At 46.8% G+C, this 15,467-nt stretch carries 14 protein-coding genes and 1 riboswitch; of the genes, 11 read left to right on the top strand and 3 right to left on the bottom strand.

Annotated features, from left to right (window positions below; all coding sequences use genetic code 11):
- Positions 1-7: 7 nt before the first annotated feature.
- Positions 8-224: riboswitch (cobalamin riboswitch) on the top strand.
- A 29-nt stretch (positions 225-253) separates the two neighbouring features.
- From cobU to ACYZ97_RS05370, 5 genes are read left to right on the top strand one after another with little or no spacing between them, the layout of a single operon-like run.
- Positions 254-766: a bifunctional adenosylcobinamide kinase/adenosylcobinamide-phosphate guanylyltransferase gene (gene cobU, locus ACYZ97_RS05390; protein ID WP_473300444.1), complete on the top strand. Its 513-nt coding sequence runs from the start codon at positions 254-256 to the stop codon at positions 764-766.
- Entirely contained in the window at positions 767-1,831 is a 1,065-nt protein-coding gene (cobW, locus tag ACYZ97_RS05385; protein WP_473300443.1) for a cobalamin biosynthesis protein CobW, read from the top strand.
- A complete protein-coding gene (gene cobN, locus ACYZ97_RS05380) occupies positions 1,831-5,568 on the top strand; it encodes a cobaltochelatase subunit CobN (RefSeq protein WP_473300442.1) in 3,738 nt (1,245 codons plus the stop codon). Before cobW ends, cobN begins: the two co-directional genes overlap by 1 nt.
- A complete protein-coding gene (cobO, locus tag ACYZ97_RS05375; RefSeq protein ID WP_473300441.1) occupies positions 5,552-6,178 on the top strand; it encodes a cob(I)yrinic acid a,c-diamide adenosyltransferase in 627 nt (208 codons plus the stop codon). Before cobN ends, cobO begins: the two co-directional genes overlap by 17 nt.
- 34 nt (positions 6,179-6,212) lie before the next feature.
- Positions 6,213-6,641 carry an EamA family transporter gene (locus ACYZ97_RS05370; RefSeq protein WP_473300440.1) on the top strand — a complete coding sequence of 143 codons (429 nt, stop codon included), beginning with the start codon at positions 6,213-6,215 and terminating at the stop codon, positions 6,639-6,641.
- Here the strand turns inward: ACYZ97_RS05370 and ACYZ97_RS05365 are convergent.
- Complete coding sequence (locus tag ACYZ97_RS05365) at positions 6,630-7,415, bottom strand: TSUP family transporter (RefSeq protein WP_473300439.1); 786 nt, start codon at positions 7,413-7,415, stop codon at positions 6,630-6,632. The genes ACYZ97_RS05370 and ACYZ97_RS05365 overlap by 12 nt on opposite strands.
- 162 nt (positions 7,416-7,577) lie before the next feature.
- Between ACYZ97_RS05365 and ACYZ97_RS05360 the strand changes: the two genes are divergently transcribed.
- From ACYZ97_RS05360 to cobM, 3 genes are read left to right on the top strand one after another with little or no spacing between them, the layout of a single operon-like run.
- Positions 7,578-8,000 (top strand): tellurite resistance TerB family protein, encoded by a 423-nt coding sequence (locus ACYZ97_RS05360; protein ID WP_473300438.1) that lies wholly within the window; start codon positions 7,578-7,580, stop codon positions 7,998-8,000.
- Entirely contained in the window at positions 8,000-9,376 is a 1,377-nt protein-coding gene (locus tag ACYZ97_RS05355) for a cobalamin biosynthesis protein (protein WP_473300437.1), read from the top strand. The genes ACYZ97_RS05360 and ACYZ97_RS05355 overlap by 1 nt, the downstream gene beginning before the upstream one ends.
- A complete protein-coding gene (cobM, locus tag ACYZ97_RS05350; RefSeq protein ID WP_473300436.1) occupies positions 9,373-10,116 on the top strand; it encodes a precorrin-4 C(11)-methyltransferase in 744 nt (247 codons plus the stop codon). The genes ACYZ97_RS05355 and cobM overlap by 4 nt, the downstream gene beginning before the upstream one ends.
- Here the strand turns inward: cobM and ACYZ97_RS05345 are convergent.
- Both ACYZ97_RS05345 and ACYZ97_RS05340 read right to left on the bottom strand, forming a co-directional pair.
- On the bottom strand, positions 10,089-10,835 hold the full coding sequence (locus tag ACYZ97_RS05345; protein ID WP_473300435.1) for a cobalt-precorrin-6A reductase: 747 nt from the start codon (positions 10,833-10,835) through the stop codon (positions 10,089-10,091). The two genes, cobM and ACYZ97_RS05345, sit on opposite strands and share 28 nt — an antisense overlap.
- Positions 10,822-11,925 carry a cobalt-precorrin-5B (C(1))-methyltransferase gene (locus ACYZ97_RS05340; protein WP_473300434.1) on the bottom strand — a complete coding sequence of 368 codons (1,104 nt, stop codon included), beginning with the start codon at positions 11,923-11,925 and terminating at the stop codon, positions 10,822-10,824. Before ACYZ97_RS05340 ends, ACYZ97_RS05345 begins: the two co-directional genes overlap by 14 nt.
- A gap of 112 nt (positions 11,926-12,037) precedes the next feature.
- Here ACYZ97_RS05340 and cobA point away from each other — a divergent pair, with 112 nt between their 5' ends.
- The 3 genes from cobA to ACYZ97_RS05325 all read left to right on the top strand — a co-directional run bounded on the left by cobA (position 12,038) and on the right by ACYZ97_RS05325 (position 15,463).
- Entirely contained in the window at positions 12,038-12,835 is a 798-nt protein-coding gene (cobA, locus tag ACYZ97_RS05335) for a uroporphyrinogen-III C-methyltransferase (RefSeq protein ID WP_473300642.1), read from the top strand.
- Complete coding sequence (locus ACYZ97_RS05330) at positions 12,832-14,130, top strand: cobyrinate a,c-diamide synthase (RefSeq protein WP_473300433.1); 1,299 nt, start codon at positions 12,832-12,834, stop codon at positions 14,128-14,130. Before cobA ends, ACYZ97_RS05330 begins: the two co-directional genes overlap by 4 nt.
- A 112-nt stretch (positions 14,131-14,242) precedes the next feature.
- On the top strand, positions 14,243-15,463 hold the full coding sequence (locus ACYZ97_RS05325) for an MFS transporter (protein ID WP_473300432.1): 1,221 nt from the start codon (positions 14,243-14,245) through the stop codon (positions 15,461-15,463).
- The last annotated feature ends 4 nt before the right edge of the window (positions 15,464-15,467 follow it).

Genomic DNA, 15,467 nt, shown 5'->3' with positions numbered 1-15,467 from the left:
AGGGGCACGCTAACGTCAATTATCGGTCTTTTTTGTGATTATTCAAAATATGAACAAAAGAGTGAAAAGGGAATGTGAAAGCTTCATTGCTATATCACAGCCGACCCCGCGACTGTAGAGCGTTAGAAGATGCCAAGGCTTTATAGCAGCCACTGAGAAATCGGGAAGGCGGCAGATTTTGTCAAAGCGCGAGCCAGGAGACCTGCCGATTGGTTGATTTGCCGGATTTTTCGGTGCCGACACGGAGGTTGTTTTGGCAAAACTTATATTGGTGCTCGGCGGGGCACGTTCAGGCAAATCGCAATTTGCCGAAGATATCATTTTAAAAAGCGGTTTGAAACCCGTTTATCTTGCTACGGCTGAAATTATTGATGAAGAAATGGCAACGCGGATCATTCGGCATCGGGCGCGGCGCGGGCCTGAATGGCACAATCTTCATGCGCCGCTTGAGCTAGCTGAAAAACTGCTTGAAGAAACGGATGAGAACTCTGCCATTTTGGTTGATTGTATGACGCTTTGGCTGAGTAATCTGCTTTATTATAACGCAAAAGTTGAAAAGACATTTGACCGCTTTATTGAATCGCTGAAAAAAATGCAGGGGCTTGTAGTTTTTGTAGCCAACGAGGTGGGGCTTGGTCTGGTGCCCGAAAGTGAATTGGGGCGCCGTTTTCGTGATCTTGCCGGTTTGCTCAATCAAGAAATGGCAAAAGAAATGGATGAAGTTTATTTCATCGCTGCCGGTCTGCCGCTCAAATTGAAAGGATAGATGATGGGTCAGGAATTTTTATCATCCAAAATACCCGTGACTGTTATTACGGGGTTTCTGGGTTCGGGTAAGACGACAATGATCCGTTCTTTGTTAGAGAATGCACAAGGCAAACGGATTGCCCTCATCATCAACGAGTTTGGCGATATGGGGGTTGATGGCGGACTTTTAAAGGGATGCGGCATTGAAAACTGTCGTGACGAGGATGTAATCGAGCTTAATAATGGCTGTATCTGTTGTACAGTGGCAGAAGATTTTATTCCGACAATGGGCAAACTTCTGGCACGCGCTGACCGGCCAGATCATATTGTTATTGAAACATCGGGATTGGCGCTTCCCCAGCCTTTGGTGGCTGCCTTTAATTGGCCGGAAATCAAGACGCAGGTAACAGTTGATGGTGTTGTTACCGTTATTGATGCACCTGCTGTGGCACAAGGGCGTTTTGCTGATGATCATGACAGGATTGATCATCAGCGTAGTAGCGATGAATCGTTGGATCATGAAAGTCCCTTGGAAGAGCTTTTTGAAGACCAGATTCATGCTGCTGATCTCATTGTTTTGAACAAGGTCGATCAGCTTGATGGAAAGGCGATGGATATTGTTAGAAAAGAAGTATCCAGTCGTTCAACCCGGCCTGTCCGCATGCTCGAGGCGAGCTTCGGTAATCTCGGCGCTGATCTTTTGCTGGGGCTTGGGATTGGCACGGAAATGGATATCGGCAACCGAAAATCCCATCATGAATTGCACCATGAAGACGGGGTGCCGCATAGCCATGACGATTTTATAAGTTTTGTTGTCGAGGGACATAAGATTGTTGATCAGAAAGCATTTCTTGCCCGGCTCGAGGATGTGATTGCTCGGCATGATGTTCTACGACTTAAAGGTTTTGTTGATGTGGACGGCAAGCCGATGCGGCTGGTTGTTCAGGCTGTCGGTTCACGCATTGATAGTTATTTTGATCGGCCTTGGTCGGCGCAGGAAAAACGTCAGAGCCGTCTTGTCGTGATTGGTTTGAACGAGATGGATCAGGAAAAAATAAAACAAGAAATGGCCAGTTTTTTCTAATGCATTTATTGCTGGCACAAAAAGGCACCTTAAGTGATGCTGAGGAAGCTATTGATCTTGGGCAGTCTCCGGCAGATATGCTTTTTTTGTCTGCAGCGGACACAGAAATTGCCTGTTTGAGTGCGGCTAAGGCAGTGCTTGGACAGGGTCTACCTCAATTGCGTTTGGCTAATTTGATGCAATTATCGCATCCTATGTCGGTCGATACTTATATTGACCGTACCGTGCAATATGCCAAAATTATTGTTGTACGGGTAATTGGCGGAGAAGCCTATTGGCCTTATGGCCTTCAGATGTTTCATAGTACTGCACTGGAACATAATATTGCACTGGTTGTGATCCCTGGTGATGATAAATGGGATGAAAATCTTGAACGTTTTTCGACAGTGCCGCGTGAACATAGCTATGCGTTGTGGCAGTATTTGTTAGAAGGTGGGGCTGAAAATGCCCAACAGTTTTTAAATTATATGGCTTTTCTGATCGGGCGGGATGAAAAGCCTTTGTCTGCGCGGCCTTTAATGAAAGCAGGATTGTGGTGGCCGGAAGGTAGTAATCGTTCTGATGATCTGCTGGCACGTTTTAAGGCTGATGGCAGGCCGGTTGTTGCGATATGTTTTTATCGGGCATTGGTACAAAGTGGTCAATTGAAGCCGGTACAGGCTTTGATTGAAGCTTTGGATTGTCAAGGTATGCAGGCGCTGCCAATTTTTGTTTCCAGTTTGAAGGATCCGCTATCTTGCAAGGTTGTTTCAGAAATTTTCAACCATTGCCCGCCGGATATTGTGCTGAATGCCACGGGTTTTGCCGTTTCTACGGGGCTTGATGATCGCGAGGCGACCATTCTTGAATATAAGGATGCGATGGTCTTGCAGGTTATTTTTTCGGGACAGGATGAAGCGAGCTGGAGTCAATCCACGCAAGGACTTTCAGCTCGTGATCTTGCAATGAATGTCGCCTTGCCCGAGATTGATGGTCGGGTTATGACTCGTGCTGTCTCGTTCAAGATTGCCGATCATTACGATGAAGAAACGCAATGCAATATTGTATTCTATCAGCCTTTGGTGGATCGCATTGATTATGTGGCTGCCCTTGCCGCTAATTGGGTAAGATTGAAAAAAAAGCCGCGACATGAACGCCATGTTGCACTTGTCATTGCCAATTATCCTGGTGGCGACGGCAGGCTTGGACATGGCGTTGGATTGGATACGCCGGCATCTACACTTCTGGCGCTGCAGGAGATGCAACAGGCAGGTTACAATATTGAGGATTTGCCGATTGATGGTGATACACTGATTCATTTGCTGGCGCGGGGGCCAACCAATGAAGGAATGCAGGGGCGGATTGTTCGTGAAGCCTTGTCGCTTAATGATTACAGGTGTTTATTTGAAAAGCTTCCTAAAGAGATTCAAGCTGAGGTTCTAGCCCATTGGGGCGATCCCGGTCAGGACGCTTATGTGCGGGATGATGCTTTTGCCCTTCCAGTCATGCGTTTCGGGAAGATTGTTGTGGCTATACAGCCTGAACGCGCATACGGGATGGATGCCAAGCAGGTTTATCATGCTGCTGATATTGTGCCCTCTCATCATTATCTGAGCTTCTACTTCTGGCTTCGTTATGTTTACGCTGCCGATGCCGTTGTCCATATGGGCAAACATGGTAACCTTGAATGGCTGCCCGGCAAGGCCTTGGCGCTTTCTGCGCGGTGTTATCCAGAAATTGCCTTGGGGCCTTTGCCTCATATCTATCCTTTTATCGTCAATGACCCGGGTGAGGGGACGCAGGCTAAACGGCGTAGTAGTGCCGTTATTATTGATCATTTGACGCCGCCTTTGACGCGGGCTGAAAGCTATGGCCCGCTCAAAGATCTCGAAGTTTTGGTTGATGAATATTATCAGGCATCGGGTGTCGATCCACGTCGATTGGTAAAGTTAAAAGAGGAAATTCTTCAACTGGTCCATATAACGGGGCTTGATCGGGATGCCGATATCCATGCCCATGATGATGGTGACATGGCATTGCAAAAATTAGATGCTTATCTCTGTGATCTTAAGGAACTGCAAATCAGAGATGGTCTGCATATTTTTGGCTGTAACCCGCAAGACGAACAGCTGGATAATCTGCTGGTTGCTTTGGCGCGTGTGCCGCGCGGCGAAGGTGGGCAGGGAAGTTTGCATCGTGCCATTGCCGATGACCTAAAACTTGGTTTTGACCCGTTGGATTGTGACTTTTCCATACCTTACAAAGGTTTGAAACCCGAGTTTCTTGCCTCTGTCAGTGATAGTCCATGGCGTAGTCTTGGTGATACGGTGGAGCGTATTGAGTTGGCGGCGCTAAAGTTTGTGCAGGAGTATTTTGTTGTTGAAGAAAAAATGAGTCAAACCAAGGCTGTGCTGGATAATGTTAAAGCAGAAATCAAGCCGGCGCTGCTCGCTTGTGGTCCGCGTGAGATAAAAGCTTTTCTTCGTGCGCTGGATGGTTGCTTTATTGCACCGGGGCCGTCGGGCGCACCGACGCGGGGACGCCTTGATGTTTTGCCAACGGGACGTAATTTCTTCTCGATTGATAATCGTTCTGTACCGACTTCATCGGCCTGGGATTTAGGCAGGCGGTCGGCTGATTTGCTGATTACGCGTTATGTGCAGGATAATGGCATGTGGCCAACCTCTTTTGGTCTCACAGCATGGGGTACATCCAATATGCGCACGGGCGGTGATGATATTGCGCAGGCATTGGCCCTGATCGGCGTCAAACCGTTATGGGATCATGCTTCTCGCCGTGTGACGGGTTATGAAATCATTCCTCTTGCCGAGCTAAAGCGCCCACGTGTCGATGTGACTTTACGTGTTTCCGGTTTTTTTCGTGATGCGTTTCCTGAACAGATTCTGCTTTTTGATCAGGCTGTCCGTGCTGTTGGGGCTTTGGATGAACTGGTCGAGGATAATCCGATTGGCCACCGTATGAGGCATGACTATGCAGTGTTGCGGTCAGAGGGAGTATCGGACGATGAGGCACGCATAAAGGCTGGTTATCGTATATTTGGTGCGCGTCCAGGGGCTTATGGTACCGGTGTTCAACAATTGATTGATCGTGGTGATTGGCAAGACGATGATGATCTGGCGCAGGCATGGATTGCCAATTCGTCTTATGCCTATGGTAAAAGTGCAGGTGAGGCAGGTAATATATTGCCACAACGTTTGGCTGACATTGAAGGCGTTATCCAGAATCAGGATAACCGTGAACATGATTTGCTGGATTCAGGTGAATATTATGCTTTTGAAGGTGGCATGGCGACCGCAATTAGAAAAGTTTCAGATAGGCAGCCGGAAATTTATCATAACGACCTTTCACGTCCCGAGCGGCCTTTGATCCAAACACTGCGTCATGAAATTGGCCGTACCTTGCGGGCTCGTGCTGTTAATCCAAAATGGATCACCAGTGCTATGCGGCATGGCTATAAGGGCGGTGTCGAGATGGCGGCAACGGTTGATTATCTTTTTGCTTTTGCCGCGACTACACGGGCGGTTGAGAACCATCATTTTGAAGTGCTTTATGATGCTTATCTTGGTGACGAAAATGTAAGAGCTTTTTTACAGCAGACCAATCCGGCCGCTTTGCGTGAGATAGCTCAAAGATTACAGGAAGCGGTCCGTAGAAAGCTATGGAATCCGCGCTCCAATGCAGCACAATTTGATTTGGAACAAATTATAGAAGGCAAGAATAATGACACAAAAAGCTGATATGGATGAGGAAGAGTTTAATGCACGTCATGCGGTCAAAATGCAAAAAAAAGCACTGGCTCGGGAAAAAATAGACGCCGATAAAACCGGTGAAAAAGGTTTGCTGATTGTCAATACGGGCAAAGGCAAAGGCAAGTCGACAGCTGCTTTCGGAATGGTGTTTCGTGCATTGGGTCATGGTATGAAAGTCGGCATTGTGCAGTTTGGCAAAGGGTCGCGTGTAACAGGTGAACGGCTGGCACTGGAAAAATTTGGTAATCAGGTTAAGGTTTACGCCTTTGGTGAAGGGTTTACATGGGAAACGCAGGATCGCAACCGTGATATTGAGATGGCGGAAAAATCATGGGCGCTGGCGGAAGCCATGATTTTGGATGATGAGACAGATCTTGTTGTTTGTGATGAACTCAATATTGTCTTGCGTTATGATTATCTATCACTCGATAGGGTGTTAAATGCCCTTGAAAGACGGCCTTTTATGAAACATGTTGTCATAACGGGGCGCAATGCTAAGGATGAATTGATTGAAAAGGCTGATCTGGTTACCGAAATGGAATTGGTTAAACATCCTTTTCGGGCCGGTATTAAAGGCCAGCAGGGAGTTGAATTTTAAAAGATCGTATAAACAAGAATAAGGATGGGATAAAATGGCGGCGAGCTGGCAATTTTGGGCGTTTTTATCAGCAATTTTTGCGGCATTAACGGCAATTTTTGCCAAGGTCGGGATTCATGGCATTAATTCCGATTTTGCAACGTTGGTACGTACATTGGTCATTACTGCTGCCTTATGTTTTTTTCTAACGGTGACCGACCAATGGTATAAGCCATCGCAAATTAGTCTCAAATCATGGATTTTTCTGGTCTTGTCAGGACTTGCGACGGGAGCTTCATGGCTTGCCTATTTTCGTGCCTTGCAGATTGGTGATGCGGCTCGCGTTGCGCCAATTGACAAGCTTTCGGTTATTTTAGTGGCAATTTTCGGTGTTTCATTTTTGGGTGAAAAACTCTCTTTGATCAATTGGTTCGGCGTTGCGATGATCGGTATCGGCGTGATTTTCTTATCATTAAAGATGTAGGAATTCGCGCAGCGGATTATGTGGGTCCCATAATAATTTGACAGCCAGTGCAATACAGACAATCACCAGTAAGGGCTTGATCAGGCGTGCACCAATACGCATAGCGATACGTGCCCCTATCTGGGCGCCGATAAATTGGGCGATGCCCATAGCAATGCCAAGGCGAAAGTCGATGCTGCCAACAAAGGCAAAAGCAATAAATCCACCGATGTTGGATGAAAAGTTTAATAATTTTGTATGGGCGGTAGCTTTTAAAATGCCGTATCCGGCTAAAGAAACAAAGGCCAGCATATAGAATGATCCAGCACCGGGGCCGAAAAGCCCGTCATAAAAGCCGATAAGCGGTGCTATTGTCAGACAGAATATGATAGGGCGTATGCGATGGCTGCGATCCACATCATTGAGGTTGGGTTTAAAAGCAAAATATACAGCAACAAAAATCAAAAGGATTGGCAGACAGGCTTGCAGGATGGAAGGCGGCAGTAAGACTGTGACGCAGGCACCGATAATACTGCCAATAAAAGCGCAAAGCGCTTGTTGCCATTGGGTTTTTAAATTGACATGACCGGCACGGGCATAGGCGATGGTTGCCGATAGTGAGCCGAACAGGGATTGCAACTTGTTTGTGCCAAGTGCGGTTACAGGGGGGACTCCGGCTAACAGAAAAGCCGGAAGGGTAATCAGGCCACCCCCACCGGATATAGAATCGATCATGCCAGCTGAAAAAGCGGCAAAGACCAAAATCCACAGTGTATGGTCACTAAAAAAATCCATTTTTCTTCTTTAGCCTAAAAATTAGATATGCAAACCGTCTAATCTTCAATTTATCGCGAATAAAGATAATTTTATTTTGGGTTTTTGTGTGTAACAGGCTTGTGTTTTACGCTTGCTCTTGTCACTCTCGCACTAATTTAAACAGGCTGAATGGAGCGGGATATGTTTCAACGGATTGCTAATTATTTTTCCCGTCATAATGCGGTGCGCAAGGTTGCTGATGATCCGGCAACGGCAGCTGAATTGCTTTTACTGATCCAGCTTGTTTTTGCCGATGGCGAACAAAGCGTGGGGGAAGCGCAGACTTTTGCAAAAATTGCCAAGGAGCAATTCGGTATCGAGCGCGATGCATTGCCTGATGTCATCCAGTATTTGCGTGATTTTGGCTATGAGACAACAACTGGTCAGGCGGCGGCCCTCTTTGGAGAGATGGCACCTGAACGGCGTTTTTCATTGATCGAAAATTTGATGCAGATTGCTGTTGCCGATAAACATATCGATGCCGACGAAGTGGCGCTGATCAAGCGTATTGCCGCTATTCTTGGTGTGACAGCCGAAGAAGTGGCTGCAGCGCGCAAAAGCTGATGGCTGAAATCACTAACGCTTTAAGGCAGTTTATATTCAACAGGCTCAATGAGTATTTTGCCGATGAAGCAGCCAAGAAAGACGATGGAAGCTTTATTTTTTCAGGTCGTGACTGCTTCAAAGAAGATTGGCAATGCCTATTTCATACGCAAAAAGATGATATGGCGCTGACTATTTTCCGCGGTCCATTCATTTGTGATATTTATGCTTTTTTGACAAAAATCACAGACGATAACTGTTATATCCTGTTGTCGGCCCAAAAATACGGTGAAGAAACCGAAAATAGTGCCGATTATCCTGGGGCATCATCGCTTCTTTGGCCAAGCCATTCATTTATTGTCGATTTTTATGACGGCTTTTTTAAGTATGGTATTTTTTGCGGTGTCTGGCGGGCGGAAGATAACGCTGTTTCCATTGTGTTAGAACGTGATGGCAAACAGATCAAAGCGCAAAAATATGGCGATGTTTTTATCTTTGTTGATTGGGAAAGCAATGCATCGGTCGGGGCCTTTTTGAGTGTCAATATAGCGGATGGCTCAAGTGTGATGCCTATTGTCTCCTATATGCCATGGAGCCGGTCTTTTTTTTGCGATATTATGCGACGTTATCATGCCGGCTCTTGCGCCAATATGCTTATTTTGGAGGGGCAAAGAAACACAATGCTGGATAGTTATTTGTGGTTCTGGCCTTATGATCTGCTTTATAACGCCAAGGGCAATGATTTTGACACCTTGTTTTATGCCACTTTGGAAGAGGCTGTTCCAGGGGACGATAGTGATTGGGTGATGAGTCTTGGCGCATGGTATTATGGAAATAATGCGGAATTTTTCTATGATTTGTTGGCACGGGTAGAGCGACAGGAAATTCACCCACAAATTGCGGTTGATTTTTTGTCAACCGAAAAGCCGGAATTTCTCGATAAGCAGGATCGTGATGCTTATTTTGAAATTTTGTTTGCTTTGAATGCGCTTTTCTATGGGCAAGGTTATTTTCTGGGGTTTGGCTTTTCTAGTCATGTGGACGTGGGTGACGTTATCAATCTAATCCAGCAGAAAATGAAAGAGCTTGATATTGAATGCTTTAATGCGATAGCGACTTTGATAAAATATGATGATAAAAACCAAATGCAGTTGATTGAGCCGTTGCAGCGTAGTTTTGCCGTGCCTTTACAACAATATGATAGCGATTTTCTTGAATATATGACTCCATTTATTGCCAATCCGTCCAATAGTGTTTTCAAAAAGATTGGGTGCCATGGCGTAGCAGAATCTGCGGCTCTAGCAACGGCTGGAAAAGGCGCTGAACTGGTATTAGAAAAAACAAAAATAAAGGGAGCGACAATTGCTATTGCCTATCAAAAAGGGGCAAAGAAATGACAGTTCATTTTATTGGTGCAGGGCCGGGGGCTGCGGATTTAATAACGGTGCGCGGATTGGAATTGATCCGGTCTTGTCCTGTGTGTATCTATGCTGGTTCTCTTGTTTCGCAAGAAATTATTGCGAATGCGCCTGAAGGTGCAAGACTTATCGATAGTTTCGCATTGTCACTTGACGAGATTGTTGCCGAAATGGAAGCTGCGCATGACCGTGGGTTGGATGTGGCTCGGGTGCATTCCGGTGATCCGTCTATTTATGGTGCGACTGCTGAACAAATGGCACAATTAGACAGACTCGGTATTGATTATGATGTAACACCGGGCGTACCGGCTTTTGCAGCAGCAGCGGCTGCAATGAAGCAGGAGTTGACGTTGCCGGGTATCAACCAGTCACTCATTTTGACGCGGGCTGCAAAAAACTCTTCTGCCATGCCGGAAGGTGAAACGCTTGCCAATCTGGCGCAATCCGGTGCGACAATGGTGCTTCATTTGGCTGCGGGACAAATTGCATCCATGGTTGATGAGTTGAGTGTTCTCTATGGGGATGATTGTCCGGCTGTGGCAGCCTATCGTATCGGTTATAATGATGAGAAGATTATACGGGCAGAATTGGGGCAGATTGCACAGCGGATGAGCGATGAAAAGATTGAACGCACGGCAATTGTTTTTATTGGCCGAGCCTTGGCATCAGAACAATTCGATTTTTCATCTCTCTATGCCGGTAATAAGCGCGACAGTTGATTGTCGATTTCTGTTATTGTTGTACAGTCGCAGGGGGGGGTACCTTTGGGTCTATTGATCATGATAACGGGTAAGCCAAGCTGTCGTGCGGCAGCAATTTTGGCATAGGATTGTTCTCCGCCAGCATTACGCGATACAATCAGATGAATATGGTTTTCCATAAGAAAGCTTATTTCTTCTTCTAGTGTTTTAGGCTTTGCCAGAATGATTTTAAACGTGCTCGTATTTTCAATATGGTTTGGCTTATCAATCATGCGAGCTATCAGCTTGACATCCGGGCGTTTCAAAAAAGGAGTAAGGTGTTGTCGTCCCAGTGCTAAAAATACGGTTGAGCCAGTCGGTAGTTTTGAGGCTGCCTGATCCAGATTATCAACCGTGATCCAGTTATCTCCAGACTGCCTTTGCCATATTGGTCGTTCCAGCCGTAACAGCGGTATAGCACTTAAGGTTGCCGCGTATCGTGCATTGTCATGAATTTGAAAGGCGAAGGGATGGGTTGCATCAATAATAAGTGCAATTTCATGTTGCTTTATATAGTTGGCAAGGCCGTCTATGCCGCCAAAGCCGCCAATTCGGTGTCGACCTTCTGGCAAACGCGGATTGCATGTGCGTCCTGCCAGTGAAGAGACCACATCATGGCCCTGTGCAATCAGATGGTGGGCCAATAAATAAGCTTCATGCGTGCCGCCGAGAATAAGAATACGCCTAGACTTGGGCAATTATGCTACCCTCGCGATCGGTAATAATAATTTCAACACTGACCGGCGTACCCTGCAATATATTAAGCGCGTGGCTTTGGCATGATTGCGCAACAAAATTGGCAAGTATTTCCCTTTTGCTGCCAGCAAGATCAAGCACCTGCTTGGCTGTATTGGCGTTGATGATGGCATCTTGTAAAGAGGCATCCACATTTGCTTTTTGTGCTATTTGCCATAATTGTTTGAAATCGACACTACTGCGTGATGAATGGAGATCAAGTGCACCTTGGGCGAATTTGGTCAATTTTGCAAAACCGCCTGCAAGGGTAATTTTATTTATAGGATGGTGGCGCAGATATTTGAGGACGCCGCCGATAAAGTCCCCCATATCGATTAGGGCAAATTCAGGTAGGTCATATAGTTTTTGAGCGGCCTCTTCTGATGTCGATCCTGTGGCGGCAATGATGTGCTGTTGACCAGCTGCGCGTGCAACGTCAATACCGCGATGGATGGAATGGATCCATGATGAGCAGGAAAAAGGATTAACAACGCCGGTCGTGCCAAGAATGGATATGCCGCCGACAATGCCGAGGCGGCCATTCATGGTTTTTTGGGCTATTTCTGCGCCATTTGGAACGGAAATAATAATGACGAGATCGGCTGGTAAACCATATTCACAGCATAGCTCTTCACAGACAGCACGCATGAGTTGGCGTGGGACCGGATTGATGGCAGCTTCACCCGGTTTGATCGGCAATCCGGCGCGTGTGACTGTGCCGACACCTTCGCCAGCTTTGAAAATAATACCGCTGCCTGGTGGTGCAGGATGCACTGTGGCGATAATGGTTGCGCCATGGGTGACATCCGGATCATCTCCGGCGTCTTTGATAATGCCGGCTATGGCATAGCCTTCGCCAAGGCTTGCCAGAGCCAGAGGAAAATAGGGAACATCGCCTTTAGGTAGAATGATGCCGACAGGGTCGGGAAACTCACCGGTAATAAGAGCTGTCAGGGCGGCTTTCGTGGCGGCTGTTGCACAAGCGCCGGTTGTCCAGCCTTTTTTTAATGGGCTGTCCGGTTTTCTTGCAATAGTCGGCGTTTGTTCTTTCATGATATTTTTATAGTTCTTTAAGGTAAAACTTTATAGTATTTATCTTGTGATAAGATAATAAATAACGGGAAAAATGATTCCTGTTTTATCTGTTTGCCGGAAAGTCTCTTTGATGCAGCTACCGCAGCCTTTTAAGTTACCCGAATTTGAGGGCGGTCATGTCTGGTTGACCGGCGCTGGACCGGGCGATCCTGGTCTTTTGACGTTACATGCTGCACACGCCATTTCCCAAGCTGATCATATTCTTTATGATGCTTTGGTAGATCAGTCCTGTTTGACATTGGCGCGCAAGGATGCGGTCATTGAGTTTGCCGGTAAAAGAGGTGGCATACCATCGCCTAAGCAAAAGGAAATTACAGACCGGATGATTAAGCTTGCCTGTGAGGGCAAACGCGTCTTGCGGCTTAAGGGTGGGGATCCTTTTGTTTTTGGCCGCGGAGGTGAAGAAGCTCTGGCGCTGGCCAAAGCAGGTATAACTTTTCGGGTGATTCCCGGTGTTACGGCTGGCATTGCCGGCCCTAGTTATGCTGGTATTCCAATTACGCATCGCACGATCAACCAAAGTGTGCTTTTTCTGACGGGGCATGATGCCGATGGCGGTGTGCCTAAGTCCTTTGATTGGCCCGCGATTGTCAAGGCTGCACCGGTTCTTATCCTTTATATGGCTATACGTCATATCGGTGAAATTGTGCAGAAATTACAGGGCGCCGGTATGGATGGAACTTGCCCTGTTACCTTTATCTCACATGCGACGACGACAAGACAGCGCATGGTTGAGACACGGCTTTGCGATGCCATTGCTGTTGCCGAACGGGAAAAAATGGAAGCACCTTGTGTTGTCGTTATTGGCGAGGTTGCCTCATTGCACAAAGACCTGGCGTGGTGGAAAAGCGGGGAGGGTACCGAATGAAAGGTTTTTTAATCGCTGCGCCGACTTCCGGTTCCGGAAAGACTGTTGTCACATTGGCTTTGTTACGGGCTTTGAAAGATAGAGGAATTGCTTTATCTCCGGTTAAGGCCGGACCCGATTATATTGATCCTTTATTCCACCAGGCCGCTTGTGATGTTTCCAGTTATAATCTTGATCCATGGGCTATGCGCCCTGATTTGATCAGTGCTCTTTCTTCTCGTTTGAATGAAGGTGGAAGAACAATTGTTATAGAAGGCATGATGGGACTTTATGACGGTGCTGCCGATGGCACGGGGTCTTCAGCTGATCTTGCTTATATGTTGGCTTTTCCTGTTGTTTTGGTGGTCGATTGCGCCAAACAATCCCACTCTATTGCGGCTGTTGTGCGTGGTTTTATCAGTCATATGCCGGGGCTTTATATTGCCGGTATTATCCTGAACAAGGTTGGTGGTCCGCGACATGAACGGATGTTGCGTGATGCACTTGCCCCGCTTGCTGTATCCATTCTAGGTGTCATCCATCGTGACCCGGATCTTGTTTTGGAAGAGCGCCATTTGGGTTTGGTGCAGGCGCAAGAATGTAAAACACTGAATTCTTTCATTCAGAAGGCAGCGGATAAAATTGCATCTTGCGTGGATATTGATACGATCATTCGTATTTCAGACTTTGCAGGCAATCTTGCCAAAGCTGCGGCGATTCCACGGTTGGCTCCTTTAGGACAGCATATCGCCGTGGCGCGCGATGATGCTTTCAGTTTTTGCTATGCCCATTTATTGGGGGGGTGGCGCCGTCGTGGGGCAGAAATATCATTTTTTTCGCCTTTGAATGACGAAGTTCCTAGTCAAACAGCTGATGCGGTTTATTTGCCGGGGGGCTATCCCGAATTGCACGCACAAAAGCTGAGTCAGAATAAAATATTTATGGATGGCCTACGCCGGATGGCAGCCAATGGGGCGCCTGTGTACGGAGAGTGCGGTGGCTACATGGTTTTGGGGCGGTCTTTGGAAGATGAAAATGGATTCAAGCATGATATGCTTGGCCTGCTGCCGCTTGAAACCAGTTTCAAGCAGAAAAAGCTTCATTTGGGGTATCGGTTATTGGAGGCTATGGGGGATTTTCCATGGCGCGGCCATTTGCGTGGCCATGAATATCATTATACATCGATTATATCGGAAAGTGGCGCAACACCATTGTTCAAAGCGCGTGATGCGTTAGGAACATCGCTCGGTGATATGGGATTACGCGAGGGCAATGTAGCAGGTTCGTTCATCCATATTCTCGACATGGAAGAATGATCTGTATCAATCGTAATAGGTTGACAAGATGATGTTACCTCTTGAAATGGCGATTTAAAAACAGCAGATAGCATATCAATCGTTATTTGCTTAAATTTCAGGCTCTATAAATATGTCGGATATCATTTATAAATCCGCGCCCTTGCCGGATATGAGTGCACGGAGCCGCCGCTTGGCTTTGCTGGCGCTTGCCGTGGGCAGTTTTGCTATTGGTACGGCTGAATTTGTCAGTATGGGCCTGTTACCGGAAATGGCGAAAACAACGGGTGTGGATGATCCGACAGCTAGCCATTATATTGCTGCTTATGCTATGGGGGTTGTGATTGGAGCGCCAATATTGGCTGTTGCTACGGCTAAAATGCCGCGCAAGAATTTGCTGATTGGGTTGATGCTTTTTTATGCGTTGGCCAATATTACCAGTGCTTTTGCTTTTAGTTATGCAAGTTTGGTGGGGTTGCGCTTTCTCAGTGGTTTACCACATGGTATCTATTTCGGTGTCGCGGCTCTTGCCGGTTCTGGTATGGTGGCGGTTCGTGACCGTCCGAAAGCCATTGGCTATATTATGCTGGGGTTGACGATTGCAACCGTTGTTGGAGCTCCCGGGGCTACATTTATCGGCCAAATTTTTAATTGGCAGGTGGCTTTCATCCTTGTTGGTATTGTTGCGGTTTTTTGTGCCATTATGGTGGCATTTTATCTACCAACTTCTGCGACCGCTATCAGCTCCAGTCCGCTGTTGGAGCTTGGCGCATTAAAACAGAAACAGGTTTGGCTGATGTTGGCTGTTGTTTCCATTGGGAGTGGAGGGCTGTTTGCAGTTTTTACCTATATCAAAAAAATATTGATTGAAGAGGCCGGGTATTCATTGGATATGGTTCCTTTTATCATGCCGCTTATCGGTTGTGGCATGGTGGTAGGCAATCTTGTCGGACCGATGATTTCGTCGCGTATCGGTATTATGAAGACAATTTGTTTTACAACTTTAACTAGCGCATTGATCTATTTCCTTTTTTACTTCCTATCACATGCTAAAGTCAGTGCAGCGATAGGCTGTTTTCTGGTTGGGACGTCTTTTGCCAGCATGCCGTCGATCCAGACGCGGATTATGGATGTTGCAGCCCATGCCAAAACATTGGCTGGTGCGCTGGTCCAGTCGGCTTTCAATACCGGTAATGCCTTGGGGGCATTTGGTGGTGGTATCATGCTATCTCTCGGGTTCAGCTATGATGCCACTGGATTTCTAGGAGCTGCACTTACAGCAACCGGCTTGGTTATTTTCTGTTATTCATGGTATCTGGAAAAGCGCGATTCTGCGTATAAGGATACGGAATAAAATC

The organism is Bartonella sp. bp_1 (genome assembly GCF_055808085.1).
The sequence above is the reverse complement of the archived record's forward strand: the minus strand, read 5'-3'. Positions and strand labels throughout refer to the sequence as shown.